The organism is Dactylosporangium sp. NPDC006015 (assembly GCF_040614215.1).
Classification (GTDB): Bacteria; Actinomycetota; Actinomycetes; order Mycobacteriales; family Micromonosporaceae; genus Dactylosporangium; species Dactylosporangium maewongense.
On the sequence record NZ_JBEXUD010000018.1, the window covers coordinates 138,941 to 155,939 of the forward strand.

A 16,999-nucleotide genomic window follows, 5' to 3' on the forward strand; every position below is an offset into this window, starting at 1 on the left:
GACATGCACCGCACCACATCGCGCATCCGCCGGCTCGGCCCGACCACGGCCGTCCTCGCCGTCGTCGCGGCCGTGTTCGCCGCCACCGCCGGCCACGGCGGCGAGGACATCACCAAGCCCCGCCTCGAACGTGCGATCGCCCCGACGTTCGCCAACCTCTACGTCCAGCGCTCCACGATCCTCGGCAAGACCGGCGTCACCGTCGCCTCGATCGACGCGCACGCCGCCTGCGACCGCGGCGGCCCGAAGGTGCCCGACACCGGGCCCGGCGCCAACTGGATCTGCATGATCACGTTCACCGACGACGCCGGCCAGCGGCAGGAGGGCAAGTTCGAGGTCACGGCCAACGCCGACGCCACCTACGTCGCCGGCGGCCCGTCGAAACTGGTCGGCCTGGCCACCATCACCGACACCCGCGGCGTCGACGTGACCAACCCGGCGTTCGAGTTCGACGGCGCGTTCGACCCCGACACCTGACCGGCGCCGCGGGGCACATGACGTGGCTGCGGCCGGTGAGCCGGTCTCCGGGCGACCCGGCCGCAGCCACCTTCCCGGATTGTCGCGGCTTATGATCTCTTGCCATGGCGGCAGACGGGGTGGCTGAGGCATTCGAGCGGTTCGCGCGGCACATGTACGAGCAGGCGCCCGACGGCTGGCACACGGCGGTCCTGTCGGCCGACATCGTGCGCAACGGCCACGGCGGCGAAGGGGTCCGCTACCTCCGCGAGGACGGCACCGGCATCTACCAGCCGTCGATGGACCACCGGGCGGTCGGACCGGTCCTCGTCGAACTCTTCCACGACCTCGCCGCCGGCGAACGGTTCCGCAACGTGCTGGCGCACCTCACCCTCGACGCCGCCGGCCGGTTCGACGCGGCCGCCCGGTTCGACCTGCGCGGCTCCAACGTCGGCAACACCTACACCGCGGTGCTCCGCGACGGCCTGCCCCCGGAGTCGCTCGACCCGGAGCCCGTGGTGGCGGACCCCTCGTACGCCGGCGACCCCGACCGGGCCGTGACGCTCCTGCACGCGCTGGACCAGGCGGACCTCAACCCGTCGCCCACCGAGGAGGCCATCGCCGCGGCGGAGGCGGCACTCGGCTTCCCGCTGCCGCCGGACCTGCGCGCGCTCTACACCGTCGCGGACGGCGGCGGCGACGACATCATGGACGGCCTGCGGTGGCTGACGCTGGCGGAGCTCGGCAACGCCGACCTCACCTCGGCACCGCAGCCGGGCGGCTGGACGACCCGCTGGGACCGGGTCGTGCTTGACGCCGAGCCGTTCGACACCGTACGCCGGGCCACCGGCAGCCCCGGATGGATCCCGTTCGCCGAGGACTACGACGGCAACTTCCTCGCCGTCGACCTGGCGCCGGCCCGGCTGGGCCGCCCCGGCCAGGTAATCCGGATCGGCAACTCCCACGCCGACGGCCCTGAGTACGTGGCCGACTCGGTCACGTCACTGCTCGCCGGAGCCGCCGCCGACCCCGACGCCGACGCCGAACCGGTGGTGGTCGGCCCGCACAGCCTGCGGCCCACGGCGCAGGCTGTGCGGCTGAAGGGGGCCGGCATCGACAGCGCACCGCTGGCCGGGCTGCGCCACCTGCGCCGGCTGTGGTCCAGCGGCCCGATCGACCTCGCCCCCGTGCGGCACCTGCCGGTGGAGTGCCTGCAGATCAACGTCGGCAGCTCCCTCGCCCCGTTGGCCGGCCACCCGACCCTGCGGACGCTCACCCTGTGGCCCGGCGCCACCCCGGTCACCCTCGCCCCGCTGCGCGACGTGCCGAACCTGCACGGTCTCGCCCTGGCCGGCGCCGCCACCGTCACCGACCTGGAGACCGTCGCCGAGCTGACCGGCCTGTGGTACCTGGAGCTGTCGTTCGACCAGTGGCAACGGATCCGTCCGGCGCTCGACCGCCTCGACAACCTGCACGCGGTGACGCTCGGCGGCAACCCCACCGCCCGCCAGGCGATCGAGTGGCGGTCGTTCTTCGACTCCGACCCACACGTCACGGCCCGCCTGTCCCGCGCCGCGACCGGCCTGGCCGGTTAGGGCGCAGCCAGCGGATCGCGAGGTCCGGCCGGCGCGGCAGCAGGTGCCGTGCGCCGGCCGAGGCCCACGGTGGGTTCGACTGGAAACCAAAGGCCGACTCGACGCTCGCGCGGGCGCATCAGCACGCCGCCGGGGCGCGGAAGGGGAGATCCAAGGGCTGAGCCGCCCGGCCGACCACGCGTCGGGCCGGTCCCGCGGTGGGCTGACCGCAAGGTCCACCTGGGTTGCGAGCAGAGGGGCAGAAGCCGCTGTCGATCATGCTGACCGCCAGATCGGGAGGCCCTCACCGACAATCCGGTGGCGTCGCTGGCCCAGGCCTCGGTGGCCCAGCCGGTGGGGCGTGCCGGCCGCGGAAACGGCCGGACGACGGTGGACCAGGCGCATATGCCGAGAGTGAACCGGGCGGCGTTACGGACCCGCAGCCGGAGGACGGACCAGGTCGCCAACCGGGCGTGGAAGGACCCCACGATGTGGGGCCACCCGCGTCCGACCCCCGGGTTGAGGGTGTCGGCACCGGCGGCGTCGTGGGTGGACGCGTGGGCCTATCCCGTCACGGATCCTTCCGTTGCGCTGAAGGCCCGGAAGCCCTCGATGTAGGCGGCGTCCACGGCGGGCAGCGGGAAGCTCTCGTTGTCGGCGAACCAGAGCTCGTTCTCCAACCAGTAGCGGCACAGGAACGCCTCGAACGACTCGCCGCAGAAGACGACCTCGTCCGGTCCGGGCTCGCCGTCCGGGTCGTCCCAGTCCTCCGGGACGTCAGGGTCGTCGTACGCGGACGGGCCGAAGTGGCTCGGCGAGCACACCACGGCGTGGTCGCTGCCGTCAGCGGCGACGTACAGGTACCAGTACAGGCATCCCTGCTGGTCGGCGAGGAACCGGATCAGATACCCGTCGGCGCCCGGTGCCGCGACGGGTGCGGCACTGACGTCGACGAAGCACGCCGTGCACGAGCGGATCCTGCGCTGTAACTCGCCGTCGCCCGCGAACTTCACGAACGCCGGCGGCAGCGGCAGGCCCAGCGCCGCACACGCGGACAGCAGCGCGGGGAGCTCCTTCGCCGGGGCCGAGCCGATGCCCCACGCGTCGGGTGCCGGCTGTGAGGCGAGCCAATCCAGGTCCCCGGACATCGCGAACGGCACGGGCGGCAGATCGTCGAACTCATACCTGCCATAGGTGCTCATCGGCGTCCTGCTGACGCCCCACCAGAACGGACGAAACGGCGAATCCTGCGCCAGCACCGAGCACCTCCGAACCACACCCCGAACCCGACGCCGTCAACATAGCGCCCGGGTACGACAAGAATCCGGCGGCGAGAGACCCGCTACCTGGCGGTCGCGGCCCTGCAGGTGCGGCGGGTGTCGCGCCACGCGATCCAGGCCGCCCGCAGCCGGGGCGACGCGACGGCCTCCCCGCGGCGGCGGGCGCGCAGCTGCCCGACCAGCCACGCCGGCGCGGCCGCCTGCTCGACGGCGAGGGACTTCGTCAGCAGCTCACCGGTGCGCAGCGCGTGCCGCCCCCGCGCCATCGACGTGAGGCCGAGGTCGATCATGAGCGGGCTCAGGAAGATCCACGGCCGCCGTGACGCCCACGCCCAGTAGCCGGTCAGCTCCGCGCGGGCCGCCTCCCGCACGTCGTCGCCGGTCACCGCCGGGAACAGCGCCTGCGGCGCCCGCCCGAACACGGCATACCCGTGGTGCGCCAGCTCGGCCCTGGAGACCAGGGACAGGATTCTCAGCACCAGCAATCCGTGTGTCCACGTCGGGTGTTGTACGCCGATGCCGTCGCGCCGGCCGACGTCGACGTAGACGCAACCGAGGTCGAGGCCCGCGGCCGTCGTGGCGTCCAGGCGGCGGTGCAGGGCCGCCAGCTGAGCCTGCCGGTCGTCGCCGACCGGGCCGTCGGTGACCGCGACGAGGTCGAGGTCGCTGACGCCCGGCACGTAGTCACCCGTGGCCAGCGACCCGGCGACCAGCAGGTCGGTGACCCAGCCGAGCGCCCGCAGCTCCTCGCCGAACGCCGCGAGCGCTACCGCGTGGTCGGGCATGTCCAGCGCATCATGTCGGAGGGCCCCTTCAGCTCGCCGCCGCCCGGCAGCGACACCAGCGTGCCGACGGCCGTCGTCCCGTCGGCGCTCATCCCGCTGTACAGCATGAGCGCCCGCGACCGGCCGGGCAAACGGCAGCGGCGCCGGTGCGCGACCGATTACCGGTTAGCGGATTGCAGGAAACCGGTAATGGCGACTCAGTGGACGTTGGCGGGGTCCACGGCGCGGGAGGTGGCGCAGGCGGTGCACTGCACCGTGTGCTTCACGCGCAGCGGGATCAGCGGGATGAAGAACAGCGACAGCTTCAGGACCCGCTTGTAGAGCGGGTGGGCGGCCGTGTTGCCGCAGTGGGGGCAGCGCAGGGTCAAGGTACGCAGGTGGGTCACGCGCCAGCCCCAGCCGAAGATCAGCACGCGGCCATCGTAGCGGCGGGGCGGCGGGTCGTGACGGCGGCGGCCGTGAGGGTGAGGGCGGACAGGCAGGCGAGGAAGAGCATCGCCACGTACGGGTCCTGGATCTCGATGCGGCTGTTCGCGAGGTCGTCCGCGGGGGTCAGGGCGGCCGGGACCAGGTCGGGGATGAGGCGCGGCGGGCCGTACACCGACAGGAGCACGACACCGCCGAACACCAGCAGCGGGGCGAGCACGCCGACGGACAGGGCCGCGAGGGCGCCGCCGCGGGCGAGGAGGGTGGCGGTGACGCCGCAGCCGATCGTGAACAGGGCGCCGCCGACGTTGGTGGGCAGCGGCGGGAACGCGACCTGCAGCGCCAGCCAGACCCCGGCGGCGGCGCACGCCGCGGCGACGCCGGCGGCCAGGGCGCGGCCGGTGACGGCGGTGCGGGCGGCGGTCAGGGCGAGGAACCCGATCAGGTAGCTGGTCAGGAGCACCGCGAAGATCGGCACGGCGGTGCGGGCCTGCTCGTCGGGTGGGCCGTGGTGGCCCGCGGCGGCGGCGAACGCCGCGGTCAACGCGGCGACCAGCAGGCAGCCGCCGGCGCGGACGGCGCGGGCGGTCCGGCCGGCGGCGACCGGGCCGAGCGCGCGGGCCGCGAGGGCGACCGCGAGCAGGAGCGCGATGACGCCGACGACGCCCCACCGCAGCGGCTGGTACGCGATGCCGGCCGACCACCGCAGCACCCCGGCGAGGACGGCGACCGCCGCGAGCGGGTAGGCGAGCGTCCGCAGCACGGCCGGCTGGCAGACGACCGCCGCCACGCAGCCGAGGGCGTGGCTGCGCCGGTCACGTCCGGGCGGGATCGCGGCGGACTCGGCCAGCATCGCGCGGCCCCAGTCGAGCCGCGACGCGGGCAGCAGCCGTACGACGAGGGCGAGCAGGGCGGCGCTCACCAGGCGGCCCTCGGCTCGGTCCGAGCGGGCCGGACGGGCGCCGCGAGAGGCTCGAGGTCGGCCGCCGCTGTCACGCCGGCGCCGGTCAGCCGGTACAGGTGCCGCGGCGGTCTCCCGTGCGGCGGGTCGGTCTCCCAGGACGCCTCGAGCAGGCCGCGGTCGGAGAGCCTGATGAGGATCGGGTAGAGGGAACCGGCCTTGAGCCCGACCTCCTGGCCGAGCTCATAGCCATACCGCCACTGCGTGGGGTCCGTGGCCAGCGCGCGCAGCACCGCTGCGGTCTGCGGGGACGGGCGCCTGACTCGCTGCACACGCTAACTCTACCTATGTAGTCAAGCGGCCGCGCGGGCCCTCCGTTCCGCCGCGTGGATCAGGACGGAGCACCACATCCGGTATGGCCTCCACGCGTCCGTCACGCGGGCGATGTCCTCGTCCGTCGGGGCGGCCGGCAGGTCGTACCGACGCCGCATCCCGGACATGGTCATCTCGTCGCCGGGCAGGACGTCGACGAGACCCGCGCCGCGCATCACGATCGCCGTGGCGAAGAAGTCGCCCACGCCGCGCAGCCGCCGCACGTCGGCGAGGGCCTGCCGGACGGGGAGGCTCCGCAGCCTGGCCCGGTCGAGCAGCCCGTCGAGGGCCGCCTGCGCGACGCCGTGCAACCGCCGCACCTTCTCGCCGTCGATGCCGGGGACATCGGTGATGCGCAGCAGGCGCTGCGGCGACGGGAACGCGTGCGCGGTGACGCCGCCGATCTCGAACGCCTCGCCGTGCTCGCGGGCCATCCGCTGCCGGATCGCCCGGCCCTGCTCGATGCGCATCCGGTGGGCGATGATGAACGCGCAGGCGGCCTCGTAGGGCGAGTGGAAGAGCACGGGGCGCAGGTGGGCGTGCTGCCGCTGCAGGGCGCCGATGACCGGGTCGCGCTCGCCGACCTGCGGGTAGCCGCTGCCGTCGACGTCCAGGGACAGCACGGCGAGCGCCTGCCGCCACGCCTCGTCCGGCCCCTGCACCTCGCCCTCGACCCGGTCGGGCGCGGTCTGCCGCAGGAGCACGGCGGCGGAGTGCGTCCAGCCCTCGACGGGGAACGCCATGACGATCGTCCGGTCGTCGCCGGCCGGCTGGATCCACCCGCCGAAGTACTCGTTCTGCCTGGCCAGGTCGTAGGGCCCGGTGATGTGTGCGTCCATGCGTGCAGCGTGCTCCGTAGAACCAGACAACCCCTGTCATGTTTCAACGGATATTCTTCGGCTCGTGCGTGCCGATCGACTGTTGTCCCTGGTCCTGCTGTTGCAGGCCCGCCCGTCCTCCGCGGCGCCGGAGCTGGCCGCGCGGCTCGGCGTGTCCGTGCGCACCGTCCTGCGCGACGTCGCGGCGCTCAGTTCCGCGGGGATTCCGGTGTACGCCGAGCGAGGGCGCGGCGGAGGAATCCGGATGCTGCCGGCGTACCGGGCAGGCCTCGCCCACCTGAACGCCGCGGAAGGCACCGGCCTGGCCGTCGGGCAGTCACGCCTCGCCGGCGAGCTGGGCCTCGGCGACGCCCTCGACACCGCCATCGAGAAGATCATCGGCGCCGGCGGGCAGGCACTGCGCGGCGGCCTGGCCCAGGGCCGCCGCCACGTGATCGTCGACGTCGACCCGTGGATGCGCTCCGGCGAGGCGGTGCCGCTGCTGCCCGCCATCCACGACGGCCTGCTGCGCGGGCGCTGCCTGTCGCTGGACTACGAGGACAGCGACGGCGCCCGCTCGCGGCGGACCGTCACCCCCGCCGGCCTGGTCGCGAAGGCGGGCATCTGGTATCTGGTCACGTCGGAGCCTGCGCTGGTACGGGTGTCGCGCGTCCACGAATGCACGGTGCTGCCCGCGCCGGCGGTGCTGCCCACCGGCTTCGACCTGGACGCGGCCTGGGCCCGGCTGCGCGACCGGGTCGAGGCGCGCCCACGACCGCTGACCGTGCTGGTCTCGGTGTCGCCGCCCGCGGTCGCGCTGGTGCGCCGGGTGCTCGCCCGCCATCTGGCCCCCGCCTCCGGCGCTTCTTCGTCGCACCTGGTGCGGCTCTCCTTCGCCGGGGTGCCGCACGCGGTCGGCAGCCTGCTCGGCTTCGGCGCCCAGCTGACGGTCGTGGACCCGCCGGCGGTCCGCACCGCGATGCGGACCGCCGCGGAGGCCGTCGTCGCGCTGTACGCCGACCCTTAGTCCTTGAGCGGCAGCTCGCTCAGGAGCGTGAACTCGTACTCGATCTGGCCCGCGTCCGCCGGGTCGTCGGACGCGACGAGGTAGGACTCGACGCGGAAACCGAGGTTGAGCACGTCCGCGGCCCGGACGTGCTCGACGAGGTCCTCGGCCGCCGTGAAGTACGTGGTGTAGATGACCGACGGGCCGTCGCCCGGCTCCCCGGCCGTGTCCTCGCCGGTGTCCTCGGCGAGTTCCTCGCCGGTCTCCTCGGTGACGTCGTCGGCGTCGGCGTATGCGTCGGTGGTGGCTTCTTCTGAGGTGATGTCGATGGTCACGGCGGGAGCCTACGCGCCGCTGTGGCGAGTCTCATCTCGAGCGGAAAATGTCGGTGGTCGCCTCTATGCTCTGCTCGCTTTGGTTTTCCTCACGGGGGAGCGCGACCCACCATGCAGTTGCGACGCACCATCCTTGCCCTGGCCCTGTCCACGACGGTGGCCCTGACCGCGGCCTGCTCCTCCGAGGATCCGTCGCCCGCCGCCCAGGGCTCGGCGAACGCCGCCGCCAGCGCGGCCGGCACCAATGCGGCCGGCACCAGCGCCGCGGCCGCCCCGTCGCAGTCCGTCGACCTGAAGGCCAACACGGAGGCCGTGTGCAAGGCGGTCGTCGCGGCGTATGACAAGGAGAAGGAAGCGGTCGTCGCCGTCCTCACCGAGCTGCTCACCGCCGCCGCCAAGGACGACAAGGCCGCCATGGCCACGGCGAAGTCGAAGGGCAAGGTGGTCTTCGACCGCCTGAGCGCCTCGGTCAACGCCGAGCTCGAGCAGGCCGCCGACCCGCAGGCGAGGCTCGCCCTGCGGAACTTCGTGTATGCCTTCTCGAAGGTCCTCGAGTCCGACAACCTGGCGAGCGACGCCTTCCAGACCGAGATGGACAAGGCAACCGCCGAGGCCACGAAGTACTGCCCCGCCCTGGACGCCTGACCTACGCCCCAGCCGCCCGGCCGCTCGCTTCGGACACTCAGCCGCACGGTTGGCCACTCACCGCGGCCGACCGTGCGGTGCCCGCTCCGCCCGGCCAGCTGAGTCGGCGCCTGCCGACGCTGCACGGCGCTGACGGGCGGCGCCGTGCCGATCGCGCACTCCCGCTGTTGACCTTGGCACGGACGAGGTGGCGGCTCGCTCCAGACGGCTCAGTGGGCAGTGGCCACCCCGCCGTGGACGGCGAGCCGCAGACCCTGAAGCCCATCGGCCCCGACGCGTCGGCCGCGGCCGGCACAGGTGCAGCACCACGGCGCCGGCGGTGCCGTCGGTCATCTGGCGGCCTTCGCCGTGCTGACGGTGGCGCTGCTGCGTCGCTGGACCCCCGGCCGAGCGCTTCGCCCGCTGAAGTGGCCGTCCGTTCCAGACGGCTAAGCCGGCGATGGCCGTTCGCCGTTGTCAACGGGGGTGGCTCCGCCCTGGACAGCCCATCTATCGGCGTCCGCCGGCGCTGTGGCGCAGATGGTGGCATTGCTGCGGTCGCCAGGCACCTCGGTGGGCGAGTGGTCTGGCAGAGCGGAGGCGGCAACAACCAAGGTCGGCCACGTCTACGGGTGGGCCGACGGGATCCACGTGATGGTGCGTCTCGAGGAGGACAAGCGCTGCCTGCTGGTGACCGTCGGGGTCCGTGCTGACGATCACCGGCAGGCAGTCGCCCTCGTCGACAGCTATCGCACGGCGAGTGGCTTGTGACCGGACCTGTTGCGTGACTGCGCCCGCTGCGGAACTCGCGGTCGGTGACGGCGTGTCGGGGTGCCGGACCGTCCGGCACCATAGCCGTGTGACCAAGGGGCCGTGTAGCCGCGCCGGGGCGACCTTCGGCGCCGGGCAAGTGGTCGAGCGCATCGACGTGGCGGCCCGACCATGAACATCTATGACATCTACGGCGCGAACGCCTGCTCCGCCGCCGAACTGGCTCGCATCGTCGCGGACCGTCTCGGCCTGACCTTCGCCGGACACGAGAGCGACTACCGGGGGATCTGCTACAGCGCCGAGGCCCCGCCGTGCCAGATCGAGGTCCAACCCAACGCCATCCCAGGCGACGATGGCCAGAACGATCTCTACGCACCCGATCACCCGTGCATGCGGACACGCCTGCTGGTGACCGGCTCCCAGCGGTCACCAGGCTACGATGCAAGGCTCAATGCCCTCGACGCTCTCCAGCCACTCGAACGAGAGTCGAGTTGAGGGTCCGCTGATCCACAACTTCTGACGATTCCTCGTAGTCGATTGCCGGTAATCGGTTGCAGGTAATTGGTGGTCGGGCGTGGGGCGGTGCGGGGGCGTCCTACGCGTGGCTGGTGGCGGGGCGGGTTGTGGGTTGTGGGGTGGTTCGCAAGGTGGGGGAGAGCTTGGCGACGGCGAGCAGGACGGCGCCGCAGGTGGCGACCAGCAGCCAGCCGGGGCGGGACGCGGCGGGCAGGCCCGCGGGGGAGGACGACGCGACCAGGCCGCCCGCAACCGCGATTCCGAGGGCCGCGCCGAACTGGCGGGCCGTGGAGGTGATGCCGCCCGCGACACCCGCGCGGGACGGTGGGAGGGCGGCGACGGCGGTGTTCGTGATCGGGGTGTTGGCGAAGCCGATGCCGACGCCGAGCAGCAGGAACGCGAGCAGCAGCACCGGCAGGGCGGTGTCGTCGGACAGGGTGAGCAGGCACAGGCCGCCGGCCAGGACGAAGACGCCCGCGAGGAGCAGCGGCGGGCGCGGGCCCGCGCGGCCGACCAGGTAGCCCGACAGCGGCGCGCACACCGTCGCCGCCAGGGCCATCGGCAGCGTGACCAGCCCCGCGGCGGCGGGTGACAGGCCGCGGGTGTGCTGCAGGTAAAGCGTGCTCAGCAGCAGCGTCAGGTTGAGACCGGCGAAGAGCACGACGGCGCCCAGGACGGCGGCGGTGAAGGGGGCGTGGCGGAAGAGGCGGACGTCGATCAGGGGCGACCGGCGGCGCAGGGACGTGACCACGAACCCGGCGGCGGCCAGGGTGACCGCTGACAGGCAGACCGAAACCGGAGCGGTCCAGCCCGCGTGCGGCGCCTCGATGAGCAGGGCCACGGACCCGCCGACCAACGCGACCAGCAGCACCTGCCCGGGCACGTCCACCGGGCGGGGCTGCGGGGACCGGGACTCCGGCACGTACAGGGCGGTGAGGGCTAGGACCGCGGCGATGAGCGGCACGCTGACCCAGAACACCGACCGCCAGCCGAGGGCGGAGACGAGCGCGCCGCCCGCGACGGGGCCGGCGGCCATGCTGGCGCCGAAGATCGCGGCCCACACGCCGATCGCCTGGGCGCGCTCCTTCGGGTCGGTGATGACGCTGACGACGATCGCGAGGGCGACGGGGCTGAGCATCGAGCCGCCGACGCCCTGCACGACGCGGGCGGCGACGAGCCACCCGAGGGACGGCGCGGCCGCGCACGCCACCGAGGCGAGGGCGAAGACGACCAGGCCGATCTGGAAGATCCGGCGGCGGCCGAAGCGGTCGGCGAGGGCGCCGGAGGAGATGAGCAGGCTCGCCAGGACCAGGGTGTACGCGTCGACGGTCCACTCCAGGCCGCGGGTGCCGACGTGCAGGCCGGCGCCGATCGACGGCAGCGCGACGTTGACGATCGTGGTGTCGAGCCCGACCAGGAACAGGCTCGTCGAGCAGATGGCGAGAACGGTCCAGCGCCGTGCGGTGTCCATGGCCACGATGATCGGCGCGCACCTCGTACAGGCCGCAGAGAATTTGCGAAGATTGCAAAATGGACGCCGAGGTGGAGCGGCTCATCGACGGGATCGGGCCGCGGCTGCGGGAGCTGCGCCGCAGGCGGGGGCTGACCCTCGAGGCGCTGTCGGCGCGGACCGGCATCTCCGTCAGCGGACTGTCGCGGCTGGAGTCCGGGAAGCGCCGCCCCACGCTGGACCTGCTGCTGCCGCTGGCCCAGGCGCATCAGGTGGCCCTCGACCAGTTGGTGGGGGCACCGGCGACGGGGGATCCCCGCGTACACCTGAAGCCCCAGCGAAACCGGAGCGGCAGCGTGGTCGTCGCGCTGACTCGCTACCCGGGACCGGTGCGGGTGTTCAAGCAGGTGCTCGAACCGGGCGAGCCCAGGCTGGTCACCCACGAGGGCTACGAGTGGCTGTACGTCCTCGCCGGCGAGCTGCGGCTCATCCTCGGCGAGCAGGAGCTGACGCTGCGGCCGGGGGAGGTCGCCGAGTTCGAGACCCGCACGCCGCACTGGTTCGGCCCCGCCGGCGAGCACACCGTCGAGGTCCTGCACATGTTCGGGCCCCAGGGGGAGAAGGCGCGGGTGCGTGCGAGACCCCGCTCCGGGAAACAATGAAGGCGGCGGGGCAACGCCCCACCGCCTTCAGGAAACGAACCGGTCAGACCGCGACCGGGTGCGCGTCGGCCACGACCGGGCGCTGGCTGCGCTCGGTGAGGTAGCCGAACAGCAGGCCGAGCGTGGCCCAGGTGACCGCCTGGGTGCCGAGCGACGCGAGCCGGAACTGCCACAGCAGCACCGGGGAGAAGCCGTCGGGCACCTCGTTGACCGCGGGCAGCAGCGCGATCGCGACACCCACGACGGCCGCGGCGCCGACGACCGCGAGGATCGTCGCGTTCCACGTGCCGAAGCGCGGCTGCAGCGACCGGCTGACGACGATCGCGCCGAGCACGGCGGCGACCCCGATGACGATCATCAGGAAGTACAGGCCGGTCCGCTGCTGCAGCGTGTCGGGGTTGCCGGTCGCGGGCGGGTTGGCCGGGTACTTCAGGAACGGCACGAGCGCCACCCCGACGAACCCGGCGAGGGCGACGACCGCGGCCGTGGCGCGGGCGCTGATCCGGCCGATGCGCCCGAGCGTGACCGCGACCGCGATGGCGAACAGGCCGCCGATGGCGACGCCGTACACGACCGAGGCGGTGGCCAGGCCGAGCGTGCTCTGCACGGTCCGGCTGACCGGCCCGTGCTCATGGTCGGTGGCGTGGACCTCTTCGAACGCGATCGCGTCGTTGATCGGGCCCTCGCCGAACAGGTAGGCGAACAGGAACGCGGCGACACCGGCGACCAGGCCGGTGATCATGCCGCGGACCAGGAGCGTCCGGGCACTCAACATTCTGGCGCCCCGGCTCAGTGGCAGGGGAAGCCGAGCAGGTGCCGGCCGTCGTGGACGAACTCGTGCACCGTCGAACCCGAGACGACCGAGGTGATGCCCTGCTCGGCGCCGACGAAGTAGAGCAGGACGACGGCGAGGACGACGCCGAACGTGGCCCACGGCAGGATCTGCCGCAGCGGGATCGGGGCCGGTGCGGTGGCCGGGGTGGGAAGAGCCGAGATCGATGCCATGATGCAGCCTCCTGCGGGATTTCGCGTCCCATCGAGCGTTGTCGTGACCGTGCCCGGGTCTGACTCCCACCTGCGTGGTTACAGCGGCGCGACCGTGCCGGGCTTGCACCGGCTTCCGTTCACTGTCACGTGTATGTTTCGGACGGTACGGACGCGGTTCCGGCGTGTCAATCGGACAGCGCCTCCGTCAACCCGCCGGTGGGCGCCGCACCGCTGGTCAGCGCGGCCGGCGCCCGGGGGCGAGGTGATCAAGTTCTCGGCGGGGTGAGGGCGACGAGGTCGGTGCCGACCTTGTGCAGTCCGTCGAGCCGCCGGTCGAGGGACGCGCCGCTCGGGCTGAGGAACTCGGCGTACTTCGCCCAGACGGACCTGCCGTTCGCCATGAACGCCCACGGGTAGTGCTTGTCGGCGGCGGCGACGACCTGCGGGCCGTGGTCCGCCCACTGCGGGTCGGTGCCGCCGGTCAGCCGCGCGCCCTCCTTCTCCTTCGGCTGCACCGACAGGCTCGGCACCTCACCCGGCAGGGCGAGCACCAGCGCGGTGTGCCGGTTGTCCTTCTCGGTGAAGTCGAACACGTAGAACGCGCGGTCGCGGTACGTGCCGCTGACGACGGCGCCCGCGGACGGCTGCGACTGCGACCAGCCGAGCCGCTGCGCGAGCGTGGGGTCGGAGTGTTCGAAGGCGTAGCCGCGCCGCTTCGCCCACCGCTTCCGGCCGATCCGCGTCCGCACCGACGACACGAACCCGGCGCCCGAGATCAGGCAGATCAGCGTGCCGCCGCCGCCCGCGATCCACGCGCCGGTCCCGCCGTCGGTGAAGGCCGTGTCCCACCCGAGCACAGCGGTCACGCCGGTGACGACGAAGATGAAGAAGCGGGTCTGGTACGGGGCGATCGCCGCCTGCGGCTCGTCGGCGCCGTACCGGATCACCTCGATCAGCGAGAGCACGAAGTACAGCAGCGTCAGCCCGCCGATCAGCAGCGCCGCGGTGCCGGCGATCCGCCACGCCCGGTCCCGGCCGGCGAGCTTCTCCGGGGAGTTCTGTCTCGCGTGCCGGTCGACCATCGTCTGGTAGGAGCCGCCCTCGTCGCCGCTGCCGCCGAAGACCAGGCACGTGTCGCGCGGCCGCATCGTCTTGCCGTCGCAGGTCGGCGTGTAGTCCGCGATGCGCTGCGCCGACTCCTGCTGCCGCTGCGCGGCCGTGCTCGTGCCGGCCGCCACCATCTGCCATCCGGCCAGCAGGAAGACGCCTGCCAGGACGATCCGGACGAGTAACCCCGTGTGCCGTCGCTTCACGCCGGCATGTATAGCAGCCGATGCCTGGCCGCTGCTGCCCCGTGGCCCGGGATGCGTGATGACCGCTGCCGGGATCGAGGCGTCACGATAGGCTCGGACCGTGGGCGTCATGATGGACTACTTCGCCGCGACCGAGCAGGAGCTGGCCGCCCTCGACCTCGATCTTGGCCCGGCCGGCAACGACTGGCCGTATGTCGACTGCAAGGGCTGGATCCTGGAGGTCGAGGAGTTCGCCGCGGAGATCGACGGGCGGGATCCGAGCGAGTTCGGCCGGGACGAGCCGCTGCGCGGCGCCGACGACCCGGAGTTCCTGGGCCCGTGGACGGTGCGGATCAACGCGGAGCTCGTCGACGCCCTCACCCGGCTGGAGGAGGGGCAGATCCGCGGCTACGCGGACCGGTTCCTGCTGGAGGACTGGGAGGCCGGGCGGCTCGTCGCGCTGGCCGGGCTGGCCAGGTCCGCGGTCGCGCAGGGGCGGGCGCTCTACTCCTGGTCGTCGGTGTAACCGGCCACGAGCCGGCCGTCGGCGTGGTCGGACGCGGGCCGGTCGTCCTTGTCGTTCTTGTAGCCGGACACCAGCAGGGTCCACAGCTGCTCGCGGACCTCCGGCGGGAGCCGGTGCCCGAGCTCGCGGCGCCGCAGCAGCACGAACCCGTTCGGGTCGCGCGGCCGACCGGTGCGGGCGAACTCGATCGCCTGCACGGCGAGCGCCGGCTCCGGCCACGTGCCGTCGGGCGCCGTGTGGATGGCGTCGACGGCCGCCGCGGCCCGCGCGTCGACGTCGTCGATCAGCGCGTACTCCGCCCCGTCGGCGGGCCAGCGCTGCGCACGCAGGTCGATGTCGCGGAAGTCCACGTCGACGAGGTCCGCGTCGGTGAAGTCGTTGCCGCGCCATTCGTTGCGGGCGCGGACCGGGCCGCCGTCCGCCCGGCCGGGAGCGCCGTTGAATACGGTGTGCCACACCCGGCCACGAAACACGCATTCCACGAACTCCGCGCATTCGGTGTCAAGCTCCCGGATCCGGGCACCGTCGAACAGGCAGCGCTCGAAGCGGGCGTCGCCGAGGTACGTGTTGCCCAGCGGGAACCTCGTGCGGTGGAACACGCAGTCGACGAATCGCGTCTGGCCCTGATGGCCGACGCTGAACTTTCCGAAAGCAGTTTCCGAGAAGTTACATCGCAGAAATGTTCCGCCATAGGCACCGAACGTGTCGAACGAGCGACCCGAGAAGTCGACGTCGGCCAATTCTACGTGACGGTGTTCCACCCTCAGCAGATCCACGTCTGGACGTTACCAGCCACCCGCACACCCGGCCGGAGTCGATTCCCGACCCCAACCGTTCGGCGCCGAATGTGGTCTTTGTCCGGTGCGGCGCTCAGCCGTCGAGCCGGTCCCGCAGGGCCAGCAGCGGCCCGTCCCAGTCCCGGGCCAGGGCGGCGAGGAACTGCTGCGCCACCTTCATCGACGCCGAGTCGAGGCGGAACCGGACCCGCCGCCGCTCGCCCGGCTCGGCGACCACCAGGCCCGCCTCGGCCAGCAGGCCCAGGTGCTTGGCGATCGCCTGCCGGGTGATCGGCAGCTGCCCGGCGAGCTGGGTGGCGGTGGCCGGCCCCCCGGCCGCGAGCGCGGCGAGGATCCCCCGCCGGCTCGGGTCGGCCAGGGCGGCGAAGACCTCCTGCGCCACCGCCTCCGGATCAGGCCTGCCCATCGAGGTACGCGACGAGCTCGCCGAGCTCACTGGTCCAGCCCTTGGTGTTTCCGGTGTACGCGGTGTTGTGCACGGTCTCGTCCGGCACCTGCGCGAATCCGCTCTCGATCATGGTCAATGTGGTGCCGTCGGCGGAAGGCGTGAGTGTGAACTCCACCTGGTTGCGTCGCGGGTCCTCCTGGGGAAGGCCGTAGATCGGCCAGGTGTAGGCGAAGACGTGCGGCGGGTCGACGCGCGTGATGGTGAGGGTGGCGGTGTCGCCGCTGTCCCAGATGAGCCTGGCCGTGCCGCCGACGCGCAGGTCGACCTCGGCACGGTTGCCGAACCAGGTGCCGAGGCCCTCGGCGGTGGTCAGCGCCGCCCACACCTTCTCCGGCGGGTGGGCCAGCTGCAGGGTGCGCTCGATCCGGTCGGGGAATGTCATGTCCGCCTCCATATAGCAACCGTTTGGTTGCTTCTGAAGTTATAGCAATCACCTGGTTGCGTCAAGCGGACCGTACGATCACCGGCATGCTGGGAGTGCACTTCGCCATCACCGAGCAGCAGGAACGCAAGCTGCTGAAGGCTGCCAAGCGGGGCGACGACGCGGTCGGGGAGCTGGTCGGTGACCTTGAGGAGGAGTGGGACGACGACGCGATGAAGGTCGACTCCGACAAGGCCTGGGACGCCGTCCACCGCTGCCTGGGTGACGGCACGCTGGATCCGGACGGCGGGGAGTACCCGCTCACGCACGCGGTGCTCGGCGGGCGGGACCTGCACGAGGACTACTACGTCATCTACGTCACCGCCGACGAGGTCCGCGACGTCGCCGCGGCCGTGCGGGGACTGGACCGGGCGTGGCTGCGCGAGCGGTTCGACGCGATCGACGACCCGGACTACCGCGGCGCCGGCGATGCCGACGACTTCGAGTACACCTGGGACAACTTTGCCGACATCCAGGCCTTCTACGCCCGGGCGGCGGACGCGGGCAGGGCGGTGATCTTCACGGCCACGTGAAGATCACCGCCCCGCTGCT

The 16,999-nt window shown here is 72.6% G+C and carries 22 protein-coding genes, 1 pseudogene and 1 riboswitch; of the genes and pseudogenes, 9 read left to right on the forward strand and 14 right to left on the reverse strand.

What is annotated here, in order from left to right:
* Positions 1-3: 3 nt before the first annotated feature.
* On the forward strand, positions 4-477 hold the full coding sequence (locus ABZ321_RS29800) for a hypothetical protein (protein ID WP_344505112.1): 474 nt from the start codon (positions 4-6) through the stop codon (positions 475-477).
* Positions 478-581: 104 nt separating this feature from the next.
* Complete coding sequence (locus tag ABZ321_RS29805; RefSeq protein ID WP_354897319.1) at positions 582-2,051, forward strand: SMI1/KNR4 family protein; 1,470 nt, start codon at positions 582-584, stop codon at positions 2,049-2,051.
* 542 nt (positions 2,052-2,593) lie between these two features.
* On the opposite strand, the gene ABZ321_RS29810 is transcribed toward ABZ321_RS29805, so the two are convergent.
* From ABZ321_RS29810 to ABZ321_RS29835, 6 genes are all read right to left on the reverse strand, one after another.
* Positions 2,594-3,232 (reverse strand): hypothetical protein, encoded by a 639-nt coding sequence (locus ABZ321_RS29810; RefSeq protein ID WP_344505108.1) that lies wholly within the window; start codon positions 3,230-3,232, stop codon positions 2,594-2,596.
* A gap of 140 nt (positions 3,233-3,372) precedes the next feature.
* Entirely contained in the window at positions 3,373-4,095 is a 723-nt protein-coding gene (locus ABZ321_RS29815; protein ID WP_354897322.1) for a nucleotidyltransferase domain-containing protein, read from the reverse strand.
* 197 nt (positions 4,096-4,292) lie between these two features.
* A complete protein-coding gene (locus ABZ321_RS29820; protein ID WP_354897325.1) occupies positions 4,293-4,508 on the reverse strand; it encodes a zinc-ribbon domain-containing protein in 216 nt (71 codons plus the stop codon).
* Entirely contained in the window at positions 4,502-5,443 is a 942-nt protein-coding gene (locus ABZ321_RS29825; protein ID WP_354897328.1) for a hypothetical protein, read from the reverse strand. Before ABZ321_RS29825 ends, ABZ321_RS29820 begins: the two co-directional genes overlap by 7 nt.
* Complete coding sequence (locus tag ABZ321_RS29830) at positions 5,440-5,754, reverse strand: helix-turn-helix transcriptional regulator (RefSeq protein WP_354897330.1); 315 nt, start codon at positions 5,752-5,754, stop codon at positions 5,440-5,442. Before ABZ321_RS29830 ends, ABZ321_RS29825 begins: the two co-directional genes overlap by 4 nt.
* 21 nt (positions 5,755-5,775) lie before the next feature.
* Positions 5,776-6,633: a hypothetical protein gene (locus tag ABZ321_RS29835; RefSeq protein ID WP_354897333.1), complete on the reverse strand. Its 858-nt coding sequence runs from the start codon at positions 6,631-6,633 to the stop codon at positions 5,776-5,778.
* Between the two features lie 64 nt (positions 6,634-6,697).
* On the opposite strand from ABZ321_RS29835, the gene ABZ321_RS29840 reads away from it, so the two are divergent.
* Complete coding sequence (locus ABZ321_RS29840) at positions 6,698-7,639, forward strand: WYL domain-containing protein (RefSeq protein WP_344505100.1); 942 nt, start codon at positions 6,698-6,700, stop codon at positions 7,637-7,639.
* Here ABZ321_RS29840 and ABZ321_RS29845 read toward each other — a convergent pair.
* The gene (locus ABZ321_RS29845) at positions 7,636-7,953 is read right to left on the reverse strand and encodes a hypothetical protein (RefSeq protein ID WP_344505098.1); all 318 of its coding nucleotides are present in this window, start codon (positions 7,951-7,953) and stop codon (positions 7,636-7,638) included. The genes ABZ321_RS29840 and ABZ321_RS29845 overlap by 4 nt on opposite strands.
* 111 nt (positions 7,954-8,064) lie before the next feature.
* On the opposite strand from ABZ321_RS29845, the gene ABZ321_RS29850 reads away from it, so the two are divergent.
* The 3 genes and pseudogenes from ABZ321_RS29850 (at position 8,065) to ABZ321_RS29860 (ending at position 9,843) form a co-directional block, all read left to right on the forward strand.
* Positions 8,065-8,598: a hypothetical protein gene (locus ABZ321_RS29850; RefSeq protein ID WP_354897336.1), complete on the forward strand. Its 534-nt coding sequence runs from the start codon at positions 8,065-8,067 to the stop codon at positions 8,596-8,598.
* A 603-nt stretch (positions 8,599-9,201) separates the two neighbouring features.
* A pseudogene (locus tag ABZ321_RS29855) lies at positions 9,202-9,345 on the forward strand (IS256 family transposase); the annotation flags it as partial.
* Between the two features lie 174 nt (positions 9,346-9,519).
* Positions 9,520-9,843, forward strand: a complete 324-nt coding sequence (locus tag ABZ321_RS29860) for a hypothetical protein (RefSeq protein WP_354897339.1) — start codon at positions 9,520-9,522, stop codon at positions 9,841-9,843.
* 100 nt (positions 9,844-9,943) lie between these two features.
* Here the strand turns inward: ABZ321_RS29860 and ABZ321_RS29865 are convergent, their stop codons facing one another.
* Entirely contained in the window at positions 9,944-11,335 is a 1,392-nt protein-coding gene (locus ABZ321_RS29865) for an MFS transporter (RefSeq protein WP_354897345.1), read from the reverse strand.
* 59 nt (positions 11,336-11,394) lie between these two features.
* Between ABZ321_RS29865 and ABZ321_RS29870 the strand changes: the two genes are divergently transcribed.
* The gene (locus tag ABZ321_RS29870) at positions 11,395-11,976 is read left to right on the forward strand and encodes a helix-turn-helix transcriptional regulator (RefSeq protein WP_344505093.1); all 582 of its coding nucleotides are present in this window, start codon (positions 11,395-11,397) and stop codon (positions 11,974-11,976) included.
* A gap of 43 nt (positions 11,977-12,019) precedes the next feature.
* On the opposite strand, the gene ABZ321_RS29875 is transcribed toward ABZ321_RS29870, so the two are convergent.
* The 3 genes from ABZ321_RS29875 to ABZ321_RS29885 all read right to left on the reverse strand — a co-directional run bounded on the left by ABZ321_RS29875 (position 12,020) and on the right by ABZ321_RS29885 (position 14,276).
* On the reverse strand, positions 12,020-12,751 hold the full coding sequence (locus tag ABZ321_RS29875) for a CbtA family protein (protein ID WP_354897348.1): 732 nt from the start codon (positions 12,749-12,751) through the stop codon (positions 12,020-12,022).
* A gap of 14 nt (positions 12,752-12,765) precedes the next feature.
* Positions 12,766-12,981 carry a CbtB domain-containing protein gene (locus ABZ321_RS29880; RefSeq protein ID WP_344505090.1) on the reverse strand — a complete coding sequence of 72 codons (216 nt, stop codon included), beginning with the start codon at positions 12,979-12,981 and terminating at the stop codon, positions 12,766-12,768.
* A 36-nt stretch (positions 12,982-13,017) separates the two neighbouring features.
* Positions 13,018-13,149, reverse strand: a riboswitch (cobalamin riboswitch).
* An 80-nt stretch (positions 13,150-13,229) separates the two neighbouring features.
* A complete protein-coding gene (locus tag ABZ321_RS29885; protein ID WP_354897351.1) occupies positions 13,230-14,276 on the reverse strand; it encodes a hypothetical protein in 1,047 nt (348 codons plus the stop codon).
* A gap of 100 nt (positions 14,277-14,376) precedes the next feature.
* On the opposite strand from ABZ321_RS29885, the gene ABZ321_RS29890 reads away from it, so the two are divergent.
* Positions 14,377-14,781, forward strand: a complete 405-nt coding sequence (locus tag ABZ321_RS29890; RefSeq protein WP_344505088.1) for a hypothetical protein — start codon at positions 14,377-14,379, stop codon at positions 14,779-14,781.
* Here ABZ321_RS29890 and ABZ321_RS29895 read toward each other — a convergent pair.
* The 3 genes from ABZ321_RS29895 to ABZ321_RS29905 all read right to left on the reverse strand — a co-directional run bounded on the left by ABZ321_RS29895 (position 14,760) and on the right by ABZ321_RS29905 (position 16,408).
* Positions 14,760-15,557 (reverse strand): hypothetical protein, encoded by a 798-nt coding sequence (locus tag ABZ321_RS29895; RefSeq protein WP_354897354.1) that lies wholly within the window; start codon positions 15,555-15,557, stop codon positions 14,760-14,762. The two genes, ABZ321_RS29890 and ABZ321_RS29895, sit on opposite strands and share 22 nt — an antisense overlap.
* Before the next feature lie 94 nt (positions 15,558-15,651).
* On the reverse strand, positions 15,652-15,984 hold the full coding sequence (locus tag ABZ321_RS29900) for a helix-turn-helix domain-containing protein (protein WP_354897357.1): 333 nt from the start codon (positions 15,982-15,984) through the stop codon (positions 15,652-15,654).
* Positions 15,971-16,408 (reverse strand): SRPBCC domain-containing protein, encoded by a 438-nt coding sequence (locus tag ABZ321_RS29905; RefSeq protein WP_354897359.1) that lies wholly within the window; start codon positions 16,406-16,408, stop codon positions 15,971-15,973. The genes ABZ321_RS29900 and ABZ321_RS29905 overlap by 14 nt, the downstream gene beginning before the upstream one ends.
* Before the next feature lie 86 nt (positions 16,409-16,494).
* On the opposite strand from ABZ321_RS29905, the gene ABZ321_RS29910 reads away from it, so the two are divergent.
* Positions 16,495-16,980, forward strand: a complete 486-nt coding sequence (locus ABZ321_RS29910; protein WP_354897362.1) for a YfbM family protein — start codon at positions 16,495-16,497, stop codon at positions 16,978-16,980.
* The last annotated feature ends 19 nt before the right edge of the window (positions 16,981-16,999 follow it).

Excerpts from the sequence above, each read along its gene's own strand:
- ABZ321_RS29800 (WP_344505112.1), top strand. The coding sequence starts at position 4 with ATGCACCGCACCACATCGCGCATCCGCCGGCTCGGCCCGACCACGGCC.
- ABZ321_RS29805 (WP_354897319.1), top strand. The coding sequence starts at position 582 with ATGGCGGCAGACGGGGTGGCTGAGGCATTCGAGCGGTTCGCGCGGCAC.
- ABZ321_RS29810 (WP_344505108.1), bottom strand. The coding sequence starts at position 3,232 with ATGAGCACCTATGGCAGGTATGAGTTCGACGATCTGCCGCCCGTGCCG.
- ABZ321_RS29815 (WP_354897322.1), bottom strand. The coding sequence starts at position 4,095 with ATGCCCGACCACGCGGTAGCGCTCGCGGCGTTCGGCGAGGAGCTGCGG.
- ABZ321_RS29835 (WP_354897333.1), bottom strand. The coding sequence starts at position 6,633 with ATGGACGCACACATCACCGGGCCCTACGACCTGGCCAGGCAGAACGAG.
- ABZ321_RS29850 (WP_354897336.1), top strand. The coding sequence starts at position 8,065 with ATGCAGTTGCGACGCACCATCCTTGCCCTGGCCCTGTCCACGACGGTG.
- ABZ321_RS29860 (WP_354897339.1), top strand. The coding sequence starts at position 9,520 with ATGAACATCTATGACATCTACGGCGCGAACGCCTGCTCCGCCGCCGAA.
- ABZ321_RS29865 (WP_354897345.1), bottom strand. The coding sequence starts at position 11,335 with ATGGACACCGCACGGCGCTGGACCGTTCTCGCCATCTGCTCGACGAGC.
- ABZ321_RS29870 (WP_344505093.1), top strand. The coding sequence starts at position 11,395 with ATGGACGCCGAGGTGGAGCGGCTCATCGACGGGATCGGGCCGCGGCTG.
- ABZ321_RS29875 (WP_354897348.1), bottom strand. The coding sequence starts at position 12,751 with ATGTTGAGTGCCCGGACGCTCCTGGTCCGCGGCATGATCACCGGCCTG.
- ABZ321_RS29880 (WP_344505090.1), bottom strand. The coding sequence starts at position 12,981 with ATGGCATCGATCTCGGCTCTTCCCACCCCGGCCACCGCACCGGCCCCG.
- ABZ321_RS29900 (WP_354897357.1), bottom strand. The coding sequence starts at position 15,984 with ATGGGCAGGCCTGATCCGGAGGCGGTGGCGCAGGAGGTCTTCGCCGCC.
- ABZ321_RS29905 (WP_354897359.1), bottom strand. The coding sequence starts at position 16,408 with ATGACATTCCCCGACCGGATCGAGCGCACCCTGCAGCTGGCCCACCCG.
- ABZ321_RS29910 (WP_354897362.1), top strand. The coding sequence starts at position 16,495 with ATGCTGGGAGTGCACTTCGCCATCACCGAGCAGCAGGAACGCAAGCTG.